The sequence below is a fragment of the Arthrobacter sp. ok909 genome, from assembly GCF_900104405.1.
Taxonomy (GTDB): domain Bacteria; phylum Actinomycetota; class Actinomycetes; order Actinomycetales; family Micrococcaceae; genus Arthrobacter; species Arthrobacter humicola.
Map to the genome: position 1 here is coordinate 171,140 of NZ_FNJS01000001.1, position 18,588 is coordinate 189,727.

General features: G+C 67.2%; 16 protein-coding genes. 7 read left to right on the forward strand and 9 right to left on the reverse strand.

The genetic code is table 11. The features are described 5' to 3' along the window. Positions 1-125 precede the first annotated feature (125 nt). Complete coding sequence (locus BLR03_RS00790; RefSeq protein ID WP_091248201.1) at positions 126-1,391, reverse strand: MFS transporter; 1,266 nt, start codon at positions 1,389-1,391, stop codon at positions 126-128. Between the two features lie 215 nt (positions 1,392-1,606). Between BLR03_RS00790 and rraA the strand changes: the two genes are divergently transcribed. The 3 genes from rraA to BLR03_RS00805 all read left to right on the forward strand — a co-directional run bounded on the left by rraA (position 1,607) and on the right by BLR03_RS00805 (position 5,476). Further along, positions 1,607-2,083 carry a ribonuclease E activity regulator RraA gene (gene rraA, locus BLR03_RS00795; protein WP_091248204.1) on the forward strand — a complete coding sequence of 159 codons (477 nt, stop codon included), beginning with the start codon at positions 1,607-1,609 and terminating at the stop codon, positions 2,081-2,083. A gap of 103 nt (positions 2,084-2,186) precedes the next feature. Beyond that, complete coding sequence (locus BLR03_RS00800; protein ID WP_091248206.1) at positions 2,187-3,845, forward strand: MDR family MFS transporter; 1,659 nt, start codon at positions 2,187-2,189, stop codon at positions 3,843-3,845. Positions 3,846-4,024: 179 nt separating this feature from the next. Beyond that, positions 4,025-5,476, forward strand: coding sequence for a sugar porter family MFS transporter (locus BLR03_RS00805; RefSeq protein WP_091248208.1), 1,452 nt, complete (start codon positions 4,025-4,027; stop codon positions 5,474-5,476). A gap of 78 nt (positions 5,477-5,554) precedes the next feature. Here the strand turns inward: BLR03_RS00805 and BLR03_RS00810 are convergent, their stop codons facing one another. The 5 genes from BLR03_RS00810 to BLR03_RS00830 all read right to left on the reverse strand — a co-directional run bounded on the left by BLR03_RS00810 (position 5,555) and on the right by BLR03_RS00830 (position 11,432). Beyond that, a complete protein-coding gene (locus BLR03_RS00810) occupies positions 5,555-6,781 on the reverse strand; it encodes an MFS transporter (RefSeq protein ID WP_091248211.1) in 1,227 nt (408 codons plus the stop codon). 39 nt (positions 6,782-6,820) lie between these two features. Next, entirely contained in the window at positions 6,821-7,303 is a 483-nt protein-coding gene (locus BLR03_RS00815) for a MarR family transcriptional regulator (protein WP_091248214.1), read from the reverse strand. 205 nt (positions 7,304-7,508) lie between these two features. After that, the gene (locus BLR03_RS00820; RefSeq protein WP_091248216.1) at positions 7,509-8,657 is read right to left on the reverse strand and encodes a mannitol-1-phosphate 5-dehydrogenase; all 1,149 of its coding nucleotides are present in this window, start codon (positions 8,655-8,657) and stop codon (positions 7,509-7,511) included. Beyond that, positions 8,657-10,645: a PTS mannitol transporter subunit IICBA gene (locus BLR03_RS00825; protein WP_091248219.1), complete on the reverse strand. Its 1,989-nt coding sequence runs from the start codon at positions 10,643-10,645 to the stop codon at positions 8,657-8,659. The genes BLR03_RS00820 and BLR03_RS00825 overlap by 1 nt, the downstream gene beginning before the upstream one ends. A 58-nt stretch (positions 10,646-10,703) precedes the next feature. Beyond that, positions 10,704-11,432, reverse strand: coding sequence for a TetR/AcrR family transcriptional regulator (locus BLR03_RS00830; protein ID WP_091248221.1), 729 nt, complete (start codon positions 11,430-11,432; stop codon positions 10,704-10,706). Between the two features lie 184 nt (positions 11,433-11,616). Between BLR03_RS00830 and ptsP the strand changes: the two genes are divergently transcribed. The 3 genes from ptsP (at position 11,617) to BLR03_RS00845 (ending at position 14,154) form a co-directional block, all read left to right on the forward strand. After that, positions 11,617-13,302 carry a phosphoenolpyruvate--protein phosphotransferase gene (gene ptsP, locus BLR03_RS00835; RefSeq protein WP_091248224.1) on the forward strand — a complete coding sequence of 562 codons (1,686 nt, stop codon included), beginning with the start codon at positions 11,617-11,619 and terminating at the stop codon, positions 13,300-13,302. 82 nt (positions 13,303-13,384) lie between these two features. After that, positions 13,385-13,804 (forward strand): helix-turn-helix domain-containing protein, encoded by a 420-nt coding sequence (locus BLR03_RS00840; RefSeq protein WP_091248226.1) that lies wholly within the window; start codon positions 13,385-13,387, stop codon positions 13,802-13,804. 89 nt (positions 13,805-13,893) lie between these two features. Further along, on the forward strand, positions 13,894-14,154 hold the full coding sequence (locus BLR03_RS00845; RefSeq protein ID WP_091248228.1) for a hypothetical protein: 261 nt from the start codon (positions 13,894-13,896) through the stop codon (positions 14,152-14,154). Here the strand turns inward: BLR03_RS00845 and BLR03_RS00850 are convergent. Then, on the reverse strand, positions 14,151-15,371 hold the full coding sequence (locus BLR03_RS00850) for a PucR family transcriptional regulator (protein ID WP_091248230.1): 1,221 nt from the start codon (positions 15,369-15,371) through the stop codon (positions 14,151-14,153). The genes BLR03_RS00845 and BLR03_RS00850 overlap by 4 nt on opposite strands. A gap of 245 nt (positions 15,372-15,616) precedes the next feature. On the opposite strand from BLR03_RS00850, the gene ald reads away from it, so the two are divergent. Then, positions 15,617-16,735 carry an alanine dehydrogenase gene (gene ald / locus BLR03_RS00855; protein ID WP_091248233.1) on the forward strand — a complete coding sequence of 373 codons (1,119 nt, stop codon included), beginning with the start codon at positions 15,617-15,619 and terminating at the stop codon, positions 16,733-16,735. Positions 16,736-16,834: 99 nt separating this feature from the next. On the opposite strand, the gene BLR03_RS00860 is transcribed toward ald, so the two are convergent. Then, a complete protein-coding gene (locus BLR03_RS00860; RefSeq protein WP_091248236.1) occupies positions 16,835-17,890 on the reverse strand; it encodes a Gfo/Idh/MocA family protein in 1,056 nt (351 codons plus the stop codon). A 25-nt stretch (positions 17,891-17,915) separates the two neighbouring features. Next, positions 17,916-18,548, reverse strand: coding sequence for a TetR/AcrR family transcriptional regulator (locus BLR03_RS00865; protein WP_217639725.1), 633 nt, complete (start codon positions 18,546-18,548; stop codon positions 17,916-17,918). Positions 18,549-18,588 lie beyond the last annotated feature (40 nt).

Sequence of the window (18,588 nt, forward strand, 5' to 3'; positions counted from 1 at the left end):
TCGGCAGTCGGGAGCTATCCCCCCACAGCGCTGCCGCGGCAATTGCCGTCCACTATACGCCACGAAACCGGGCATCCGGCGAGTCAACCGGGGCCGTACGAGCCCCGGAAGGGGACGAGCGCGGCTCAGTCCACGCCCTTGATCTTCACCACAAACACGGCGCCCAGAAGCCCGATTACGGCGGCCGCCACATACAGCGAGACATAGCCGCCCCAGAGAGCCACAAACGGAAATGCGATGAGCGGGGCGATCACTTGGGGCAGCGAGTTGGCGATGTTAATGACGCCGAGATCCTTGCCCCGGTCCAGTGCCGTGGGAAGCACCTGGGTGATGAGCGCGAAGTCCACCGCCAAGTAGCAGCCGAAGCCGACGCCCAGCACCGAGGCCCCGATCAGCGCGCCCGGCCACGTGGGCGCAAACGCAAGGATGAGGGAGGCCGCAGCGATCACGGCTGACGAGATGATGACCAGCGGTTTCCGGCGGCCCAGGCGATCGCTCAGCCGCCCGCCCACCACGCTGGTGGCGATCACCATGACCGCGTAGAGGCCGGTCAGGATCAGGACACCAAACTCGGGCTCGATGCCCTGGGTTTCGCGGACCCGGACGGCGTCGTTGAGGAAAAACAACAGATAGAGCGTGACCATGTGGTTGCCGATGTTCACCAGCAGCCGCGTCAGCCAGGCCCAGGCGAAATCCGTGTGGCGGGCCGGCGAAATCCAAAAGCCCCGCACAAACCCGGCCACGCTGAACGGCGGCCGGGCCTGCGCAGGCAGCGGGACGTCGTCGTTCTTGAAGTAATACAGCACGACGCCGGCAAGCAGCGCCACCGCGCAGACGAGGTACCCGGCGGCGAAGTTTCCGGTGACGGCGGCGGCGATCACTGCCCCGGCCAGGATCCCGACCGTCTGCCCCATGGCAGCCAGTCCGCCCACCGTGCCGCGCTGCGGGACGGGCACCCGGTCCGGGATGGCCGCGGTGATGGCCGCGTAGGCGCCGTTGCAGCCCGCCTGGACGAGGCACCAGAGCAGCGTCATGACGGCGACATTAGGGGCGCCCGCCAGCGCGATCAGTGCCGCGGCGCCCAGAATGGCGCCGAAAATCACCCACGGCACCCGGCGGCCCCTGCGCGCGGTGGTGCGGTCGCTGAAGGCGCCCACGAGAGGGTTGGCGACGAGCGAGACGGCGGCCCCTGCGCCTGTTACGAGGGCGAGGATGGCTTCCTTGTCCGGTTCGCTGAAGGCTGCCGCCTGCTGGCCGAGGAGCACTTGGATCGGGCCAAAGAACGCCGCGTTGATGCCGACGTTGACCAGCACCACCCCTGCGGTCCAGACGGGCCGGACGCGGTGCTCGGGCTCGGCAAGCGCCGGCGCGGTGGTATCGGACATGCTCATGGCTCCCCCTGGAACTGATCAGGTATATGTATCAGTGCGGAGCCAGACTATCGCGGCAGAGTTGCCCGGCAGAGTTGGCCGGCGGATTTGCCCGGCGGAGTTGGCCCGCGGATTTGCCCGGCGGACTGTCCGCGGTGGCACGGGAGCCGGTCATGTGCGAGTCTCGGGGATGACACCCGCAGCCAACACCTGTTGTCAACACCCAAGGAGTGACCGTGAACGCTTCCGCCGTCAATACCGCAGACCTTTACGATGAGCGCGGCGAGGAGCTCGACTCCGTGTCCGCGCAGTTCCAGTCCCTGGGCGGCCGCACGCACTTCAGCGGACCGGTCCGGACCATCCGGTGCTTCGAGGACAACGCGCTGGTCAAGTCCTTGCTGGCCACTCCCGGCAGCGGCTCCGTCCTGGTGGTTGACGGCGCCGGGTCCCTCCGCACTGCACTGATGGGGGACATGATCGCGGCGAGCGCCGTCGCTAACGGCTGGGCCGGCGTCGTCATCAACGGGGCCATCCGGGACCGGCTCGCCATCGCCGGGCTGCCGCTCGGGGTGAAGGCGCTCGGCAGCAACCCGCGCAAGAGCGCCAAAGAAGGCGCCGGGGAAGTGGATGTTCCGCTGGAGATCGGCGGCGTGACCATCCGGCCCGGCACGATGATCTGGTGCGATCCGGACGGAATTCTGGTGGAACGCTGAGGACTTTCTTCTTCGGACAGTAGTAGCGGGAACAAATCTGCCAGTAACATAGTTACTGAAAGCAACTATCAGCTTGATCCCCACACTTCCCCTTGGAGCAGTCATGTCCAAAACCACCTCCGTGCGCGCCGCAGGAGAGGTCCTGACCCACCGTCAGACCATCACCGTCATGGTGGGACTCATGCTCGGCATGTTCCTGTCCTCACTGGACCAGACGATCGTGTCCACCTCGATCTACACGATCGCAAACGACCTCGACGGCCTGTCCCTGCAAGCGTGGGCCACCACCGCCTACCTCATCACCTCCACGGTGAGCACGCCGCTTTACGGCAAGCTCAGCGACATCTTCGGGCGCCGCCCGCTGTACCTCATCGCCATCCTGATCTTCCTCGCCGGCTCGCTCTATGCCGGATCGGTCCACTCCATGACCGAACTCGCGATCGCCCGCGGCATCCAGGGCATGGGTGCGGGCGGCCTTCTGGCCCTCGCCCTGACGATCATCGGCGACATCGTCGCGCTCAAGGACCGCGCCAAGTACCAGGGCTACTTCATGTCCGTCTTCGGCGTCTCCTCCGTCCTGGGCCCGGTAATCGGCGGCGCCTTCGCAGGCACCGAGACCATCCTCGGAATCGACGGCTGGCGCTGGGTGTTCCTCATCAACCTGCCGATCGGCATCGCCGCCCTCACGGTGGTGTTCATGTACCTGCACCTCCCGGCCAAGCATGTGAAGCAGAAGATCGACTACTGGGGCGCCGCCGCCATCACCCTGGCGATCGTGCCGCTCCTCCTCGTCGCCGAACAGGGCCGCACCTGGGGCTGGAGCTCCACCAATGCCTTCATCTGCTACGGACTGGGCCTTGTGGGCATCATTGCCTTCCTGCTGGCCGAAAAGCGCGCCGCTGACTACGCGCTGATCCCGCTGAGGCTGTTCCAGAACATCACCTTCGGCCTGTCCTCGCTGCTGAACTTCATCATCGGCATCGGCATGTTCGGCGCCATCGCGATGCTTCCGATGTACCTGCAGCTGGTCAAGGGCCTGACCCCCACGGAGGCCGGCCTCATGATGATCACCTTCACCGTTGGCATCCTCACCGGCTCCATCACGGCCGGCCGGACCATCTCGGCATCGGGCACCTACCGGATCTTCCCGATCCTGGGCACCGCCGTCCTGACCGGCGCCGCCGTCGTCATGGGCCTATCCCTCGGCGTTGACACGCCGCTGTGGGTCCCCGGTGTCATCGCCGTGTTCTTCGGCCTGGGCCTGGGCTTCTGCATGCAGCCCCTGACGCTGGCCATGCAGGTCTCCGTTCCGTCGAAGGACATGGGTGTGGGCACCTCCGCCGCCGCGTTCTTCCGGTCCATGGGCGGCGCGGTTGGAACGGCCGTCTTCATCTCCATGCTCTTCAGCCTCGCCGCCGACAAGATCGCCACCGGCATGAAGGACGCCGTTCAGGACCCTGAATACCTCAAGGTGCTGAAGGATCCGGCCGTGGCTGCCGACCCCGCCAACGCCAAGCTCTACGATTTCTTCAAGAACGGCGCCAGCAACGACTCGCTGAATGACACCAGCTGGCTGCACACGGCCAATTCGACGCTGACTCGGCCCATCACGGAGGGCTTCGCGCAGTCGATCGACGCCGTCATGCTCACGGCCGCTGTCCTCACCGGCATCGCCTTCCTGATCACCTTCGCCCTGCCGAACAAGAAACTCACGGACCCGAAGACGGTCTCCAGGGAGAGCGCCGCGGCCGCCGCCCACTAGGGCTTCAATGCAGTAATCCGTCACGGCTGGCAGTCTCTTGGACTGCCTGCCGTCGCTGTTTCCCTGCCATGTAAGCTTGCTCTCATTTTCCGGCCTTGTGACAGGCACCGCACCGGGTCCGGTGTAAGACTTGGTAGCTGCGGCGCAGGCCGTGGACCGCGAGTTGCCGAGGGAGCCTAATGACCATCACCCAGGACCAGACCACCGCCAAGATCCCCAAACGGGTCATTTGGCTGGCCGTGGCGGGCGCCGTCGGCGGCTTCCTCTTCGGCTTCGACTCATCGGTGGTCAACGGCGCCGTCGATGCCATCAAGGAGGAGTTCGCGCTCAGCGAGGCCGTGACCGGCTTCGCCGTCGCCGTGGCCCTGCTTGGCTGCGCGGCCGGCGCCTACCTCGCGGGCAAGGTAGCCGACCGCTACGGCCGGATCCCGGCCATGAAGGTGGGCGCCGTGCTGTTCCTGGCCAGCGCCATCGGCACCGGCTTCTGCTTCGGCGTCTGGGACCTCATCTTCTGGCGCCTGATCGGCGGCCTGGGCATCGGGCTGGCATCGGTGATCGCACCGGCCTACATCTCCGAAATCTCGCCGCGGCACGTCCGCGGCCGCCTGGCCTCACTCCAGCAGCTCGCCATCACCACGGGCATCTTTGCCGCCCTGCTCTCCGACGCCGTCTTCGCCAACACTGCCGGCGGCGCGGACCAGAACCTGTGGGTCGGCATCGAGGCATGGCGCTGGATGTTCCTGGCCGGAGCCGTCCCCGCCGTCATCTACGGCTGGATCGCCTTCACCCTGCCGGAGTCCCCGCGCTTCCTGGTCTTCAAGGGCAAGGACGACGAGGCCCTCAAGGTCTTCCAGTCGATTGCCCCCAGCGAGGACACCGACCGCCACCTGCGCGAGATCAAGGAGGCCATCGAGGAGGACAAGCTTGCAGGCAAGAAGGGGTCCCTGCGCGGTAACGTCCTGGGCCTGAAGCCGGTTGTCTGGGTCGGCATCGTCCTGTCCGTGCTGCAGCAGTTCGTCGGCATCAACGTGATCTTCTACTACTCCACCACCCTGTGGAAGGCCGTGGGCTTCCAGGAAGAGGATTCCCTGACGATCTCCGTGGCCACCGCCGTCACGAACATCCTGGTGACGCTGGTCGCGATCGCCCTCGTGGACCGGATCGGCCGCCGCCCCATCCTGCTCGCGGGTTCCATCGGTATGGCCGTCTCGCTGGGCACCATGGCCCTGGCCTTCGGCTCGGCCACCGGCTCCGGTGACACCATCTCGCTGCCCGGCGCGTGGGGTCCCGCGGCCCTGGTGGCCGCCAACGTCTTCGTGATCAGCTTCGGCGCCTCGTGGGGCCCGCTGGTGTGGGTGCTGCTGGGCGAAATCTTCCCGTCCCGGATCCGGGCCCGCGCCCTCGGCCTGGCCGCTGCCGCGCAGTGGATCGCCAACTTCGCCATCACGCTGAGCTTCCCCGTTATGGCCGCGGCCTCGCTGCCCCTGACGTACGCCATGTACGCGCTGTTCGCCGCGGCGTCGTTCTTCTTCGTCGTGTTCAAGGTGCCCGAGACCAACGGCATGTCCCTGGAACAGGCCGAGACGCTGTTCGTGCCCAAGGGATCCGCGAAGGATTCCGCCAAGGCCTGAGGCCTTCCCTGCACGCACAGGGGGTAACAGAAACGCCCATGTTCCGCGGAACATGGGCGTTTCTGTGATCTCGGCTCGCTAGACCACGTGCGGCTCGTGCGCTGCCAGGTAGCGGCGTCCGCCGAAGACCACGGCAATAGCCGCCACCATGGCCACTGCACCGGCGTAGAACGGCACTTGCGGGCCGAAGTGCTCGCCCAGCTGCGCGGCGGCGAACGGTGCCAGGGCGCCGCCCATCCAGCGTACGAAGTTGTAGCCGGCGGAGGCGACAGGCCGCGGCGAATCGGAAACACCCATGGCCAGCTCGGTGTAGATCGTGTTGTTGACGCCCAGGAGCGCCCCCGAAATGACCACGAGGACCACGACGGCGGGCACCGAGTGCCCGGCGGACAGGCCCAGTCCCACAAGGTCCAGCATCAGCAGGAACAGGGTGCCGGTCAGGACCCGGACAGCTCCGAAGCGGTTCTGCAGCACGGGAGCAACAAACACTGAGAAGACGGCGACGGCGACGCCCCAGCCGAAGAACACCCCGCCGATTCCGTAGGCGTCCATGCCCAGGATGAAGGGCGTGAAGGCGAGGACGGTGAAGAAGCCATAGTTGTAGAACAGGCCGCTGGCCGCCGTCGTCCTTAGCCCCTTGTGTCCCAGGGCCAGCAACGGATCCCGGAGACGGACCTTGCGCTCGGGCAGCGGGGTCTTGGGCAGCAAGGCAATGAGAGCGATGAACGCCGAGGCCATGAGCACGGCGGTGCCGAAGAACGGTGCGCGCCACTGCCAGCCGCCGAGCAATGCGCCCAGGAGCGGGCCGAGGGAAATGCCCAGGCCCAGGGCGGCCTCGTACAGGATGATTGCCGTACCGGCGCCGCCACTTGCGACGCCGACGATCACGGCCAGCGCCGTGGCCACGAACAGGGCGTTGCCCAGTCCCCAGCCGGCGCGGAAGCCGATGAGTTCAGCCACGCTGACCGAGGTGCCGGACAGTGAGGCGAAGACGACGATCACCGCCAGTCCGATCAGCAGCGTCCGCTTCCCGCCGATCCGGGACGAGACGTAGCCGGTGATCAGCATGGCGACGGCGGTCACCAGGAAATAGCTCGTGAAGAGCAGCGACACCTGGCTCGGCGAGGCGTCCAGGTTCTTGGCGATCGCGGGCAGGATGGGGTCCACCAGGCCGATTCCCATGAAGGCGAACACCGCTGCGAGGGCCGTCGCCCACACCGCCTTGGGCTGTTTGAGTAGTGAGGCTCTCTCAGCCTCGAGGGTAACTTCCGCTGCCGGCAGTATGTCGGCGGACTGGCCGTGCATGGGGGGCACTCCTAAGTGATTGGAATTTGTGGATGAGTATCAGGCCTGAAGGGTCGCGTTGATCTTCCCGATGACCGGCAGCGCGGCCGCAAGGGCGGCGCGGTCGTCGTCCGAAAGGGACGAGAGGATGCCGGCCATGACGGTGTTGCGACGCTCATTGGCGGACTCGACGGCGGCGCGGCCTTCTCGGGTGAGGGTGACGCGGACAGCGCGGGAGTCGTTGGGGTCCGGTTCCCGGCGGGCGAGGCCGGCGCGCTCGAGCTTGATGATCTGTTCGGTGGCGCTGGGCACTTTGACGCCGAGGTTCCGGGCGATTTCGCCCACGCGCACTCCGGAGCCGGAGGCGCCAGCCCCGGCGGACGCGGGCCCGGAGTCCATCAGCATCTTGAGGGTGCTGAGCTGCGCGGCACTCAGTTCGCCGTCGGCGTCCAGGCGGCGGACGAGGTAGATGCTGTGGCGAAGGGCCTCGCGGAAGTCCTGGGCGAGGGCGAGGAGGCCGGGGTCGGCCGGTTCAGCGTTCATAGTTAGGTAGCCTAACAGTTAGGCGCCCTAATGGTCAACGTGGCTGCCCTATCACTTATGGCCGCCAAAACCGGGGCAAAGTCAAGTAGTCGGAGCAACGGGCGGGTGACGGTGGGCCCACCTCTGCGGGGGCTTAAACACGCCGACGCCGCAACTCAGGTGAGTTACGGCGTCGGCGTTTAGTGCTCGGCGTTATCGAAAAAGGCTAGACGACGGCCTTGGCTTCCTCAATGAGGGACGAGACGGGGGCGAAGAGCGGGTGGCCCGGCGCCAGGCCCGTGATCTTCTCCGTGGCCTCGTCGGGCGTGGATGCGGACAGGATTTTCGCCAGCTCCACGGCCTCGGCATCGGCCGGATCGTTGAAGCGCAGGGCCGAGGCGATGGCCCCGAGCAGTGCCTCCGGGACAATCCCGCGTTCGGCCAGCTCGGCGGCGGGGCCGATGAAGCGTTCGTGCCGGCTGAGTTTGCGCAGCGGAGCACGGCCCACCCGGGTGACAGTGTCCGGCAAGTGCGGGTTGGAGAAGCGGCCCAGAATTTTCTCGACGTAGGCCTCCTGCTCTTCGCGGTTGAAGCCGTGCTTGGCCACCAGGAGCTCTTTGGTTTCGTCCAGGACGGCGCGGACGTCGGCCGCGACGTCCTGATCGGCCATGGCCTCGGAAATCTTGCCCAGGCCCGCCTCAAAACCGAAGTACGCCGCCGCCGCGTGGCCGGTGTTCACCGTGAACAGCTTCCGCTCGATGTAGGGTTCGAGGTCGTCAACGAAGGTCGCCCCCGGAATGACCGGTTCTTTCCCGGCGAACGGGGTACGGTCGATCACCCACTCGTAGAACGTCTCCACCGTGACGTCCAGGCCCTGGCCGGCCTCCTGGTTGGGCACGATCCGGTCCACCGCCGTGTTGGCGAACACCGCGGCAGCGTCCAGGGATCCGGCAGCCGGATCCCACTGGGCCGCGACTTCGGATTTCAGGATGTCGGTCGCGTTGATGGCGTTCTCGCACGCCATCACCTGCAGCGGCCCCAGCCCGGCCGCACGGGCCGCGATCCCCTTGGCGATCACGGGCGCCACGAATTTCAGGATGTGAGGCCCCACCGCGGTGGTGACGATGTCCGCCGTCGCGATTTCCGCGACGACATCGGCTTCCTGGGTGCCGGAGTTCAGCGCCCGGAAGTTGTCGACGGTCCGGACGGCGGGGTTGTCTCCCACTTCATGGACCTGGTAGCTGTCCGCGGCAGCGAGCTGGGTGATGAGGGCGTCTGCGACGTCGGCGAACACCACCTCATACCCGGCATCGTGCAGCAGCAGGCCGACGAATCCGCGCCCGATGTTTCCGGCTCCGAAATGAACAGCCTTCACTAGGAGTTGACCTTTCCGAAGAGGGCCAGGACTTCGTCAACCGTGGTGGCCGCTTCGAGCTGCGCCACCTGCGCCTTGTTGGTGAAGACCTTGGCGATCGAGGACAGGATCTGCAGGTGTTCGTTGTTGATGCCGGCGACGCCGACGACGAACTTCACTTCCTTGCCGTTCCAGTCGATGCCGTTCGGGTAGCGGATCACCGACACCGCGGACTTCATGATGTGGTCCTTCGCGGCGTTGGTGCCGTGCGGGATCGCGAGGTAGCTGCCCATATAGGTGGACACGGATTCCTCGCGTTCGTGCATGGCGTCCAGGTACCCCGAGTCGACGGCGCCGCGGTCCAGCAGGAGCTGCCCGGCCTCGTCGATCGCGGCGTCCCGCGTGGTTGCGGTGCCGTTGAGGATGACGCTTTCGGCCACGAGAATGCCCGCCGGGCCGGCCTCTTCGGCGGGAGCCTCAGCGGTGGCTTCCGGCGTGCCGCCGACGGTAGGCGATGCGGCAGCCGGAGCACCGGCGTCGGGAGCCTCTCCCCCGTCCGTGTTGCTGGCCCTGACCAGCTCCACGATCTCGTCGTACCGCGGGCTGTTCATGAAGTTGTCCACGGACACGTGCACTGCGCTGGCCGTGGCGGGTTTGGCCCGCTCGGTCAGGTCCTGGTGGGTGATGACGACGTCGTAGGTGTCGCTGAGGTTGGCGATTGCCGAGTTGGTGACCTTGACGTCCGCGAAGCCGGCAGCCTTGATCTTGTTGCGCAGCACCGAGGCGCCCATCGCGCTGGAGCCCATGCCGGCGTCGCAGGCGAAGACGATGTTCTTGACCGGGCCCGCGAGGACCGCGACACCGCCGGCGTTCATGCCGGCACCGGTCAGGGCGGAGGCTACCGAGCTCTTCTTGCCCTTCAGGGCTTCCATCCGGTGGGTGGCCTCATCAAGGTCGTCTTCCGCGGGTGCCTTGCTGGCTTTCAGGATCACCGAGGCGATGAGGAAGGACACCGTGGTGGCGAACAGCACGGAGAGTGTCACGCCGACGTAGCTGTCGCGTGCGGTGGCGGCGTAGACGGCGATGATGCTGCCCGGGGCGGCCGGGGACCGGAGCCCGGCCCCGGTGACCACCAGGGTGAAGATGCCGGTCATGCCGCCGCCGATTGCGGCGAAGATCATCATCGGCTTCATCAGCACGTACGGGAAGTAGATCTCATGGATGCCGCCGACGAACTGGATCACTGCCGCGCCCGGCGCGGACGCCCTGGCCAGACCCTTGCCGAAGAAGCTGTAGGCGAGCAGGATGCCGAAGCCCGGACCGGGGTTGGCTTCGAGCAGGAACAGGATGGACTTGCCCTGCTCGAGCGCCTGCTGAGTGCCCAGCGGGGTGAGGATGCCGTGGTTGACGGCGTTGTTCAGGAACAGGACCTTCGCGGGTTCGATGAAGATGCTGGTGAAGGGCAAAAGACCGTTCGCGACCAGCCATTCGACTACGGCGCTGGCGCCGTTGCTGAAGGCCTTCACGACGGGCCCGACCACCAGCATGCCGACGACCGCCATGATGGCGGCCAGGATGCCGGCCGAGAAGTTGTCGATCAGCATCTCGAAGCCGGGCTTGACGCGGCCCTCCCAGATCTTGTCGACCTTCATCATGAGCCAGGCCGTGAGGGGACCCAGCGCCATGGCGCCGATGAACATGGGGATGTCGGTACCGACGATCACACCCATGGTGGCCACGGCACCCACTACGCCGCCGCGGACGCCGTAGACCATCCGGCCGCCGGTGTAGCCGATCAGGAGCGGGAGCAGGTACGTGATGATCGGCCCGACAAGCTTGGCGAGCTCCGCATTGGGAAAGAAGCCCGCCGGGATGAAGAGCGCCGTGATGAAGCCCCAGGCGATAAACGCGCCGATGTTGGGCATGATCATTCCGGACAGGAACGTCCCGAATTTCTGGACGTGTACCCGCACGCTGGTCTTTGGTTTCGCAACTGTCTCTGTTGCCATGTGAATTCCTAACCGTCGTTCCCGCTGCTTTGCAGGATGGTCCGATAATTTCGCCGAGCTAGCTGGTGGAGCTGGTGGAGATCCGGTGGAGCCATTCGAGGAAGAGCTTGAGTTCCGAACTGGAGAGCTGGTCCGAGTGGGACGCCTGGAGTGCTGCGTTCAATGCGATTGCCGCCACAACCACGGAGGACTTTCCGGTGTCATCAGAATCGTTGGTCCGGGCCTGTTCCGTGGAAACCGCAAAGATCATGGCGTCGCGGGTCATGGTGGACAGCTCGAGGTTGCGTTCGGGCGCCTTTTCCGCGATCAACATGAGGGTTACACCCACGTTGGCCGCCAGGATGGACCGGGCAGCCTCCCGGGGCGGGACGTTGAGCTGGCCGGAGACAGCCGCCTTGTTGAGCATCTCCTCCATGAGGGCCTCGGCATCGGCGACGATCGCCGGCCTGCTCTCAGGGCGGATGTTGCCAAACATGACGAGGTAAAGCTCCGGCTGTTTCAGCCCGAACTGCACGTGGTTGTCCCACATCCTCCGGATGTCCTCCAGCGGCTGACCAGAGGGCGCGAAGTCGCGTTCGCCCGCGACATATTCGTCAAAACCCGCTGCGACGACGGCGTCGAACAGCCCTTCCTTGTCGCCAAAGTGGTGGTAGAGGGTCGGTGCCGTGACACCGGCCAGCTGCGTGATCTGGCGGGTCGAGACCGCGGACCCGCCCGAGTTGGCCAGCAGCTCGGCGGCCGCACGCAGCAGCCGGGCTTTGGGTGGTAGCTGGCCATCGATACTCATAACCGCTACCCTAGCACCTATAGCAACGCTATATGAACTACATCACATACAATTTTTGCAGGTGCCGTGATCCGCCGCTGACGTAGCCGTCAGCCGCAGGCGCAAATGATGAGCAGGATCAGCGGCGGCACCTGGTTTACCGGCTCAGTGGCCATTGGCCTACGACAGAGAATGAGGACCTTCAGTGCAGAACTTCCCAGGAGTAGGCGTTAGCCCCGGCCGCATCATCGGCACCGTCCGGCAGATGCCCAAACCGATCAGCGAACCGCCCGCCGGAGAGCAGCTGCCCGCCGGCGTCACGGCCGAAGAGGCGACGGCGGCACTGAAGGCCGCGGCGAAGGCGGTCCACGACGAGCTCAAGGCCCGCGCCGAGACCGTCACCGGCGACGGCAAGGCCGTCCTTGAGGCCACCGCCCTCATGGCCACCGACACCATGCTGCTCAAATCCGCCACCAAGCTGATCGGCCGCGGCACGTCGGGGCAGCGGGCGATCTGGGAAGCTGGCGCCTCCGTCTCGGAAATGCTGCACAACCTGGGCGGCTACATGGCCGAGCGCGCCACCGACGTCCTGGATGTCCGGTCCCGGATCGTGGCAGAACTGCGCGGAGTGCCCGCGCCGGGCATTCCCGTGTCCGCCACCCCTTTCATCCTCATCGCCGAGGACCTGGCCCCCGCCGACACCGCCACCCTGGATCCGGAGAAGATCCTGGCCCTGGTCACCGCCGGCGGCGGTCCGCAGTCCCACACCGCGATCATTGCCCGCTCGCTGGGCCTGCCCGCCGTCGTGGCCGCCACCGGAGTCGATGAGCTCGCCGACGGCACCGAGGTGTACGTGGACGGCGCGGCCGGGCTCATCACCGCGGAGCCCGGGGAGAGCCAGCGCGCCGCCGCGGCCCACTGGGCCGCCACCGCGTCGTTGCTGGCCGCCTTTGACGGGACGGGCACGACGGCGGACGGTCACCTGGTCCCGCTGCTGGCCAACGTCGGCGGCGCCAAAGACGCCGTAGCCGCGGCCGGCCTCAACGCCCAGGGCGTGGGCCTGTTCCGGACCGAGTTCTGCTTCCTCGAACGGGACACCGAACCGACCGTGGAGGAGCAGGCCGCCGCCTACAAGGGCGTCTTCGATGCCTTCCCGGGCAAGAAAGTCGTGCTCCGCACGCTCGACGCCGGCGCTGACAAGCCGCTGCCGTTCCTGACCGACGCCACCGAGCCCAACCCGGCCCTGGGTGTCCGCGGCTACCGGACCGACTTCACCACGCCGGGGGTCCTGGAGCGCCAACTGCAGGCGATCGCCTTGGCCGAGCAGTCCTCTGAAGCCGACGTCTGGGTGATGGCCCCGATGATTTCAACCGCGGAGGAGGCCGCCCGCTTCGCCTCGCTGTGTGCCGCGGCGGGGATCAAGACCCCCGGCGTCATGGTGGAGGTCCCGTCCGCGGCGCTCACCGCCGAGGCGATCCTCCGCGAGGTCGGCTTCGCGAGCCTGGGCACCAACGACCTCACCCAGTACGCCATGGCCGCGGACCGCCAGCTCGGCCCGCTGGCCGCCCTCAACACGCCCTGGCAGCCGGCCGTGCTGCGGCTCGTGGGCCTGACGGTGGAGGGCTCACGGGCCGAGGGCCGCAACAAGCCCGTGGGCGTGTGCGGCGAGGCCGCTGCGGACCCGGCCCTCGCCGTCGTCCTCACGGGCCTGGGCGTCACCACGCTGTCCATGACGGCGCGCTCCATCGCGGCCGTCGCCGCCGTACTGAAGACTGTCACCCTGGCCGAAGCCCAGGAGCTGGCCAAGCTGGCCCTGTCCGCACCGAGCGCAACGGAGGCCCGGGCCTGGGTCCGTGCCAAGCTGCCCGTCCTGGAGGATCTCGGGCTGTAACCGACGAAGCTCCAACGGCTTGATCCGCCGGCGTCCCCGCCGGCGGATCAAGCCGCCAGAATGCAGCCGCTAGGATGCACTCATGGCACTGATAGCTCCCCGGGTGACGGCTGGCCTTCCGGCCGAGGACGCCGAGAAACTCAAGTACGCCCTCGACGGCAGCCACGACATCACGGTGTTCGTGGACGGCACCGTCCACCGCCTCCCGCCCGAGGCGAGGGACGCCGTCGTCGATATGCTGGCCCGCTTCAGCCGCGGCGAGGCCGTCACGGTCAGCAGCGTCGAGGAGATGCTGACGACGTCGCGGGCCGCGGAGCTGGCGGGGATCTCGCACACGTATCTGCGGAACATGACCGATCGCGGCGAGATTCCGGTGGAGTACCGCGGAACGCACCGGCGGATCCGGCTGGCCGACATCATGGCTTGGCTCGAAACGCAGAAGAAGAATAGTAAGGACGCAGGTACGCTGTCCGGCCAGGATGACGACCCAGATGCTTCATAAACAGGCGATTCATGAAGCAGTGATAAGGATCAAGCAACGATCACACTCCGGCGCCGAAACACAGAAAGGCCTCGGGTTACTCTTGAATTGTGGGTAAATTCAGAGGATGGCACATCGTGGCAGGCATCGCCGCCATGCTGCTCGCCGGCTTCGTCGGAACCGCGATGGGCCTGAACAACACCGCCACCTATATGGCCAGCGGCGTCGCGTTCGTTGCCGTGTCCCTCTGGGTGGATAGCCGGATATCCCGACGTCGGAGCGCCGCCCGCCAGCCCGGGCCGGACGCCGGCGTTGCCGGCCCGGACGTCGGACTGGTTCTCGACGCCGACGCGTCGAACCGCGAGGGCTAAATCCGCGGCCGGCCGGCCCAGCGCCGCGCCTTGAGCGCGGCGTGAAGCTCCAGCCGCACCATTCCCTTCAGCGGGTCCACGCCCAGCAGCTGCCGGATCCGGCCCAGCCGGTTGTAGATGCTGCTCCGGTGGAGGTGTAGCTTGGTCGCGACTTCCTGGACCGAGCCGTCGTTGTCATAGAACAGCTCCAGGACGGGAAGCAGCTCGTGGTTCCGGTCATGGTCTTCGAGGATACGGAAATACACGGATCCCGCATCCGCCCAGGCGCCGGCGCCGCCGCCGGCTGATGCCAGGAGCTGGTAGACGCCGGTGGCCCGGCAGTCGACGAGCTCTCCCAGCTGGGGATCCACCGCCGCCGCCTGGGCCGCCTGCCGAGATTGCCGGTAGGCCTCGGCGAGTTCGCGCGGCTTGGCGAATCCCTCGCTGGTGCCCAGGATAATCCGCCGGACCGTCCGCCCCGAGCGTTTGGCGAGTTCCAGCTGGTAGTGGACCAGGACCTGGGCGTGGTCAGCTCGTCCGGGGGATTCCTTGAAGAGCACCACGGCGTGGGTTTCGGTGCCGGCACTGAACAAGGCCGCGTCGACGCCGATGGTGGCCTGCAGTGCCGCGGAGCGGTGGATGAGCGTGTCTGCGATGGGGTCCGACCCCCCGGACCAGCCGTCGGCGTCCAGGACAGTCACCAGCTGCCACGGCCCCTTGCCCTGGACCTCTTTCCAGCCCGCCACGGCCGCGGCCGCGTTGGCCTCGCCGGCGCAGGCGGCCAGGAACTCCTGCTCGCGGCGGCGGCGGAATTCGGACTCTGCGGTGTTGGAATCCAGCAGCAGGGAGGACAGCTGTTCCAGCTCCCGCGCCACTTCCGGCAGCTGGGCGAGGACGGTTGCGGCGCTGGGTTCCTCGGGATCAAGCTGGACCCACAGGTAGCCCACCCGGAAGCCACGCACCAGCAGCGGCACACACACCCGGCCCAGCATGCCGAGGTCCGCATTGGCCGGCACGACCACCGGCCGGACCGCAGTCGCGATCCCGTGGGAAAGCTGCCACGCGCTGACCTCCACCGGGACGCGCTTGCTGAGCAGGAAGTTCACCCGGACGCGGTCCGCATGCGACTGGTTGGAACTGTAAGCGAGGAGCAAACCGTCGAGGTCTTCAAGCGAGAGACCGCGGCCCAGCCGCTGCGCCACCTGCTCCACGAGCTGCTCCACGTCCTGCTGCTGCATGCTGCCACACTACTGCGCCGGACGGCCGCACTGCGAATGCGGCCGCGAACGGACATGAGCCGACACCTGACGCCCGCTATCTCGACAAATGTCTACCACCAGATTCGAAAAACCCCGGAAAGACGGGGCTGAGGCCTTGGACCGGCCAGCCACTCCTGTCGCCTGCCTCACAGCGGGATCTATTCTGGAATTACGAAATCCCCCGCTCATCCAGGCCCGCGAGGCCGCCACTACTGGAGCAAAAAATGATCATCGGTGTCCCCAAAGAGATCAAGAACAACGAATTCCGCGTCGCCATCACGGCAGCGGGCGTTCACGAATTCCGCACCCACGGCCACGTTGTCCTCGTAGAGCGCGGCGCCGGCCTGGGCTCCGGCATCACTGACGAGGAATACGCGATCGCCGGCGCCGAGATCGTCGCCGAAGCCGACGACGTCTGGGCCCGCGCCGACATGGTCATGAAGGTCAAGGAACCGGTCAAGGCCGAATACCACCGCTTCCGCAAGGGCCTGATCCTCTTCACCTACCTGCACCTGGCCGCCGAGCCGGAACTGACCCAGGAACTGATCAACTCCGGCGTCACCGCGATCGCCTACGAGACCGTCCAGGAAGGCCGGTCCCTGCCGCTGCTGGCCCCGATGTCCGAGGTTGCCGGACGCCTGTCCGTGCAGGTCGGCGCGACCTCCCTGATGGCCCCGGCCGGCGGCAAGGGCGTGCTGCTCGGCGGCGTCCCCGGTGTCCGCCCGGCCAAGGTGGTTGTCCTGGGCGCCGGTGTTGCCGGCACAAACGCTGCCGCCATGGCCTTGGGCCTCGGCGCCGACGTCACCATCCTGGACATCAACATCAACCGCCTGCGCGAGCTCGATGCCCAGTACCAGGGCCGCCTCAAGACGGTCGCGTCCAACTCCTACGAAATCGAGAAGTCCGTGGTGGACGCCGACCTCGTGATCGGCTCCGTCCTGATCCCGGGCGCCAAGGCCCCCAAGCTCGTCACCAACGAACTCGTGTCCCGGATGAAGCCCGGCTCCGTGCTGGTGGACATCGCCGTGGACCAGGGCGGCTGCTTCGAGGACACCCACCCCACCACGCACCAGGAACCGACGTACAAGGTCCACAACACGATCTTCTACTGCGTGGCCAACATGCCCGGCGCCGTCCCGAACACGTCCACCTACGCGCTGACCAACGTCACGCTGCGCTACGCCGTGTCCCTGGCCAACCTGGGCGTCAAGGCTGCCTTCGAGCGTGACGCCGCCCTGGCCGCCGGCCTGAACATCGCCGCGGGCAAGGTTGCCCACCACTCCGTCTCCGAGGCACACAACCTGCCCCTCGTCACCGACTGGCACCAGCTGGTCTCCGCGTAAGCATCACAGTATCGGCTGCTCCGTAACCGCCCTTTTGGACCCCCAAAACGGCAGTTGCGGAGCAGTCGATTGCTCTTTAAGCCGAGTCAGCGAAGCCTGTCAGGCCAAAGCCCGGACCTGCTCGATGAGCCGCAGCACCTCGACGGGCCCGGCGGGGTCGACGGGGACGGGCAGCGCCGAGGCCGCCCCGCCGTCGGCGATCTTCTCCGCCAGGATCCGGTAGAACTCCGGGTAGGCGCCGCGTTCGGTGGGCAGCCGGTCCAGGTGCCCGTCGCGTCCCAGCAGCCCGGCCCAGTCCGGGTCCTCGACGCCGTAGTCGGCGTCCAGCGGGCTGCCGCCGGCCACAATGTAGGGCTCCTGCGGGTCCACGCCGTGCTTGGAGAAACCTCCAGTGCTGCCCAGCACGCGGTAACGCGGACCCTGCTGGGCACAGAGCATGTTCATCCACAAATGGCTGATCACCCCTGACCCGTGCCGCAGGGCCACGAAGACGTCGTCGTCAGCCTTCTCGCCCGGCCGCCGGACCTCCAGTTCCGCATGCGTCACCGTCGCCGGGCCGAAGAGCTGCACCGCCTGGTCCAGCAGGTGGGTGCCGAGGTCGAAGAGCACCCCGCCGCCGTCGTCCGGGGTCGCGGCCGCCTTCCACGCTTTTGAGACGTCGGGCGACCACCGCTCAAAGCGGGACTCAAACCGGGTCACTGTGCCGAGGACTCCCGAGTCTACGAGTCCTTTGACCGTCAGGAAGTCGCCGTCCCAGCGCCGGTTCTGGAAAACGGTGAGCACCCGGCCCCGCCGCGCGGCGAGGCCGATGAGTTCCTGTCCTTCCGCACTGCGCACGGCGAATGGCTTGTCGACGACGACGTCGAGGTCGGCTTCCAGCGCCGCCTTTGCGAGCGGGTAATGGGTGGCCGGCGGCGTGCCGAGCACCAGCAGGTCCAGCTCGCCGGCGAACTCCAGGATGTCGGCCGGGGTGTCGACGATCCTGGCCGCCGGGTAGCTGGCGGCGGCGGCAGACTTCCGGCCGGCGTCGGACGTGGAGATGACCTCCAGCGAGAAGGCGGGGTTTGCGGCAAGGAACGGGGCATGGAAGACGCTGCCCGAGAGGCCGAACCCGGCGACGCCGGTGCGGATGGGCCGGGCTGAATCGTTGCTCATGGTGCCTAGGCTACCGTTCCGGCCGCTACCCGCCACCCACTACGCGCGTGACGAGTTCCCGCCACGTTTCCTCGAGCCGCTCGGGCGCAATCCCGTGCACGCCGACAGCGTGCAGCAGCAGTTCCGGCTCCAGCGCAGCGCCCAGGGCCGACGCCATGAGCCACGGGTCCGCCGTCACGCCGGCTTCGCGCAGCAGCATCTCGAGGTGGCGGTGCCAGAGGACGGCCGGCGGGACATCGAACCTGTTGTACACCGAGGCGTCGGCGGCCCGGGCCAGCTCTCCGAATTCCAGGATCCAGGATATGCGCGCGGCCCCGACGGCGATCAGGCGCTCCAGAGGCGGCGCGCCGGGGCCCACCGGAGGCGGGCCGAACATGAACCGGCCCTGGAACTCGGCCTCGGCACCGCTCAGGAGCGCCATCATCAGCCCGGCACGGCTGCCGAACCGCCGGAAGACTGTTCCCTTGCCCACGCCGGCGCGCTGGGCCAGCCGGTCCATGGTGAGCGCGTCGGCGCCGGATTCCTCAACGATTTCCCGGGCCGCGCAGAGCAGGAGCTCCCTGTTTCGCGCCGCATCACGGCGCTCGGACTCTGCGGCGGGCCCGGGGGCGCGCCCTCCCCCGGACTGGGCACCGGGACGAATGGGGATGAGGCTCACACCGCTGATTCTAGCCCCTGGGAATACAACCGGACCGCGG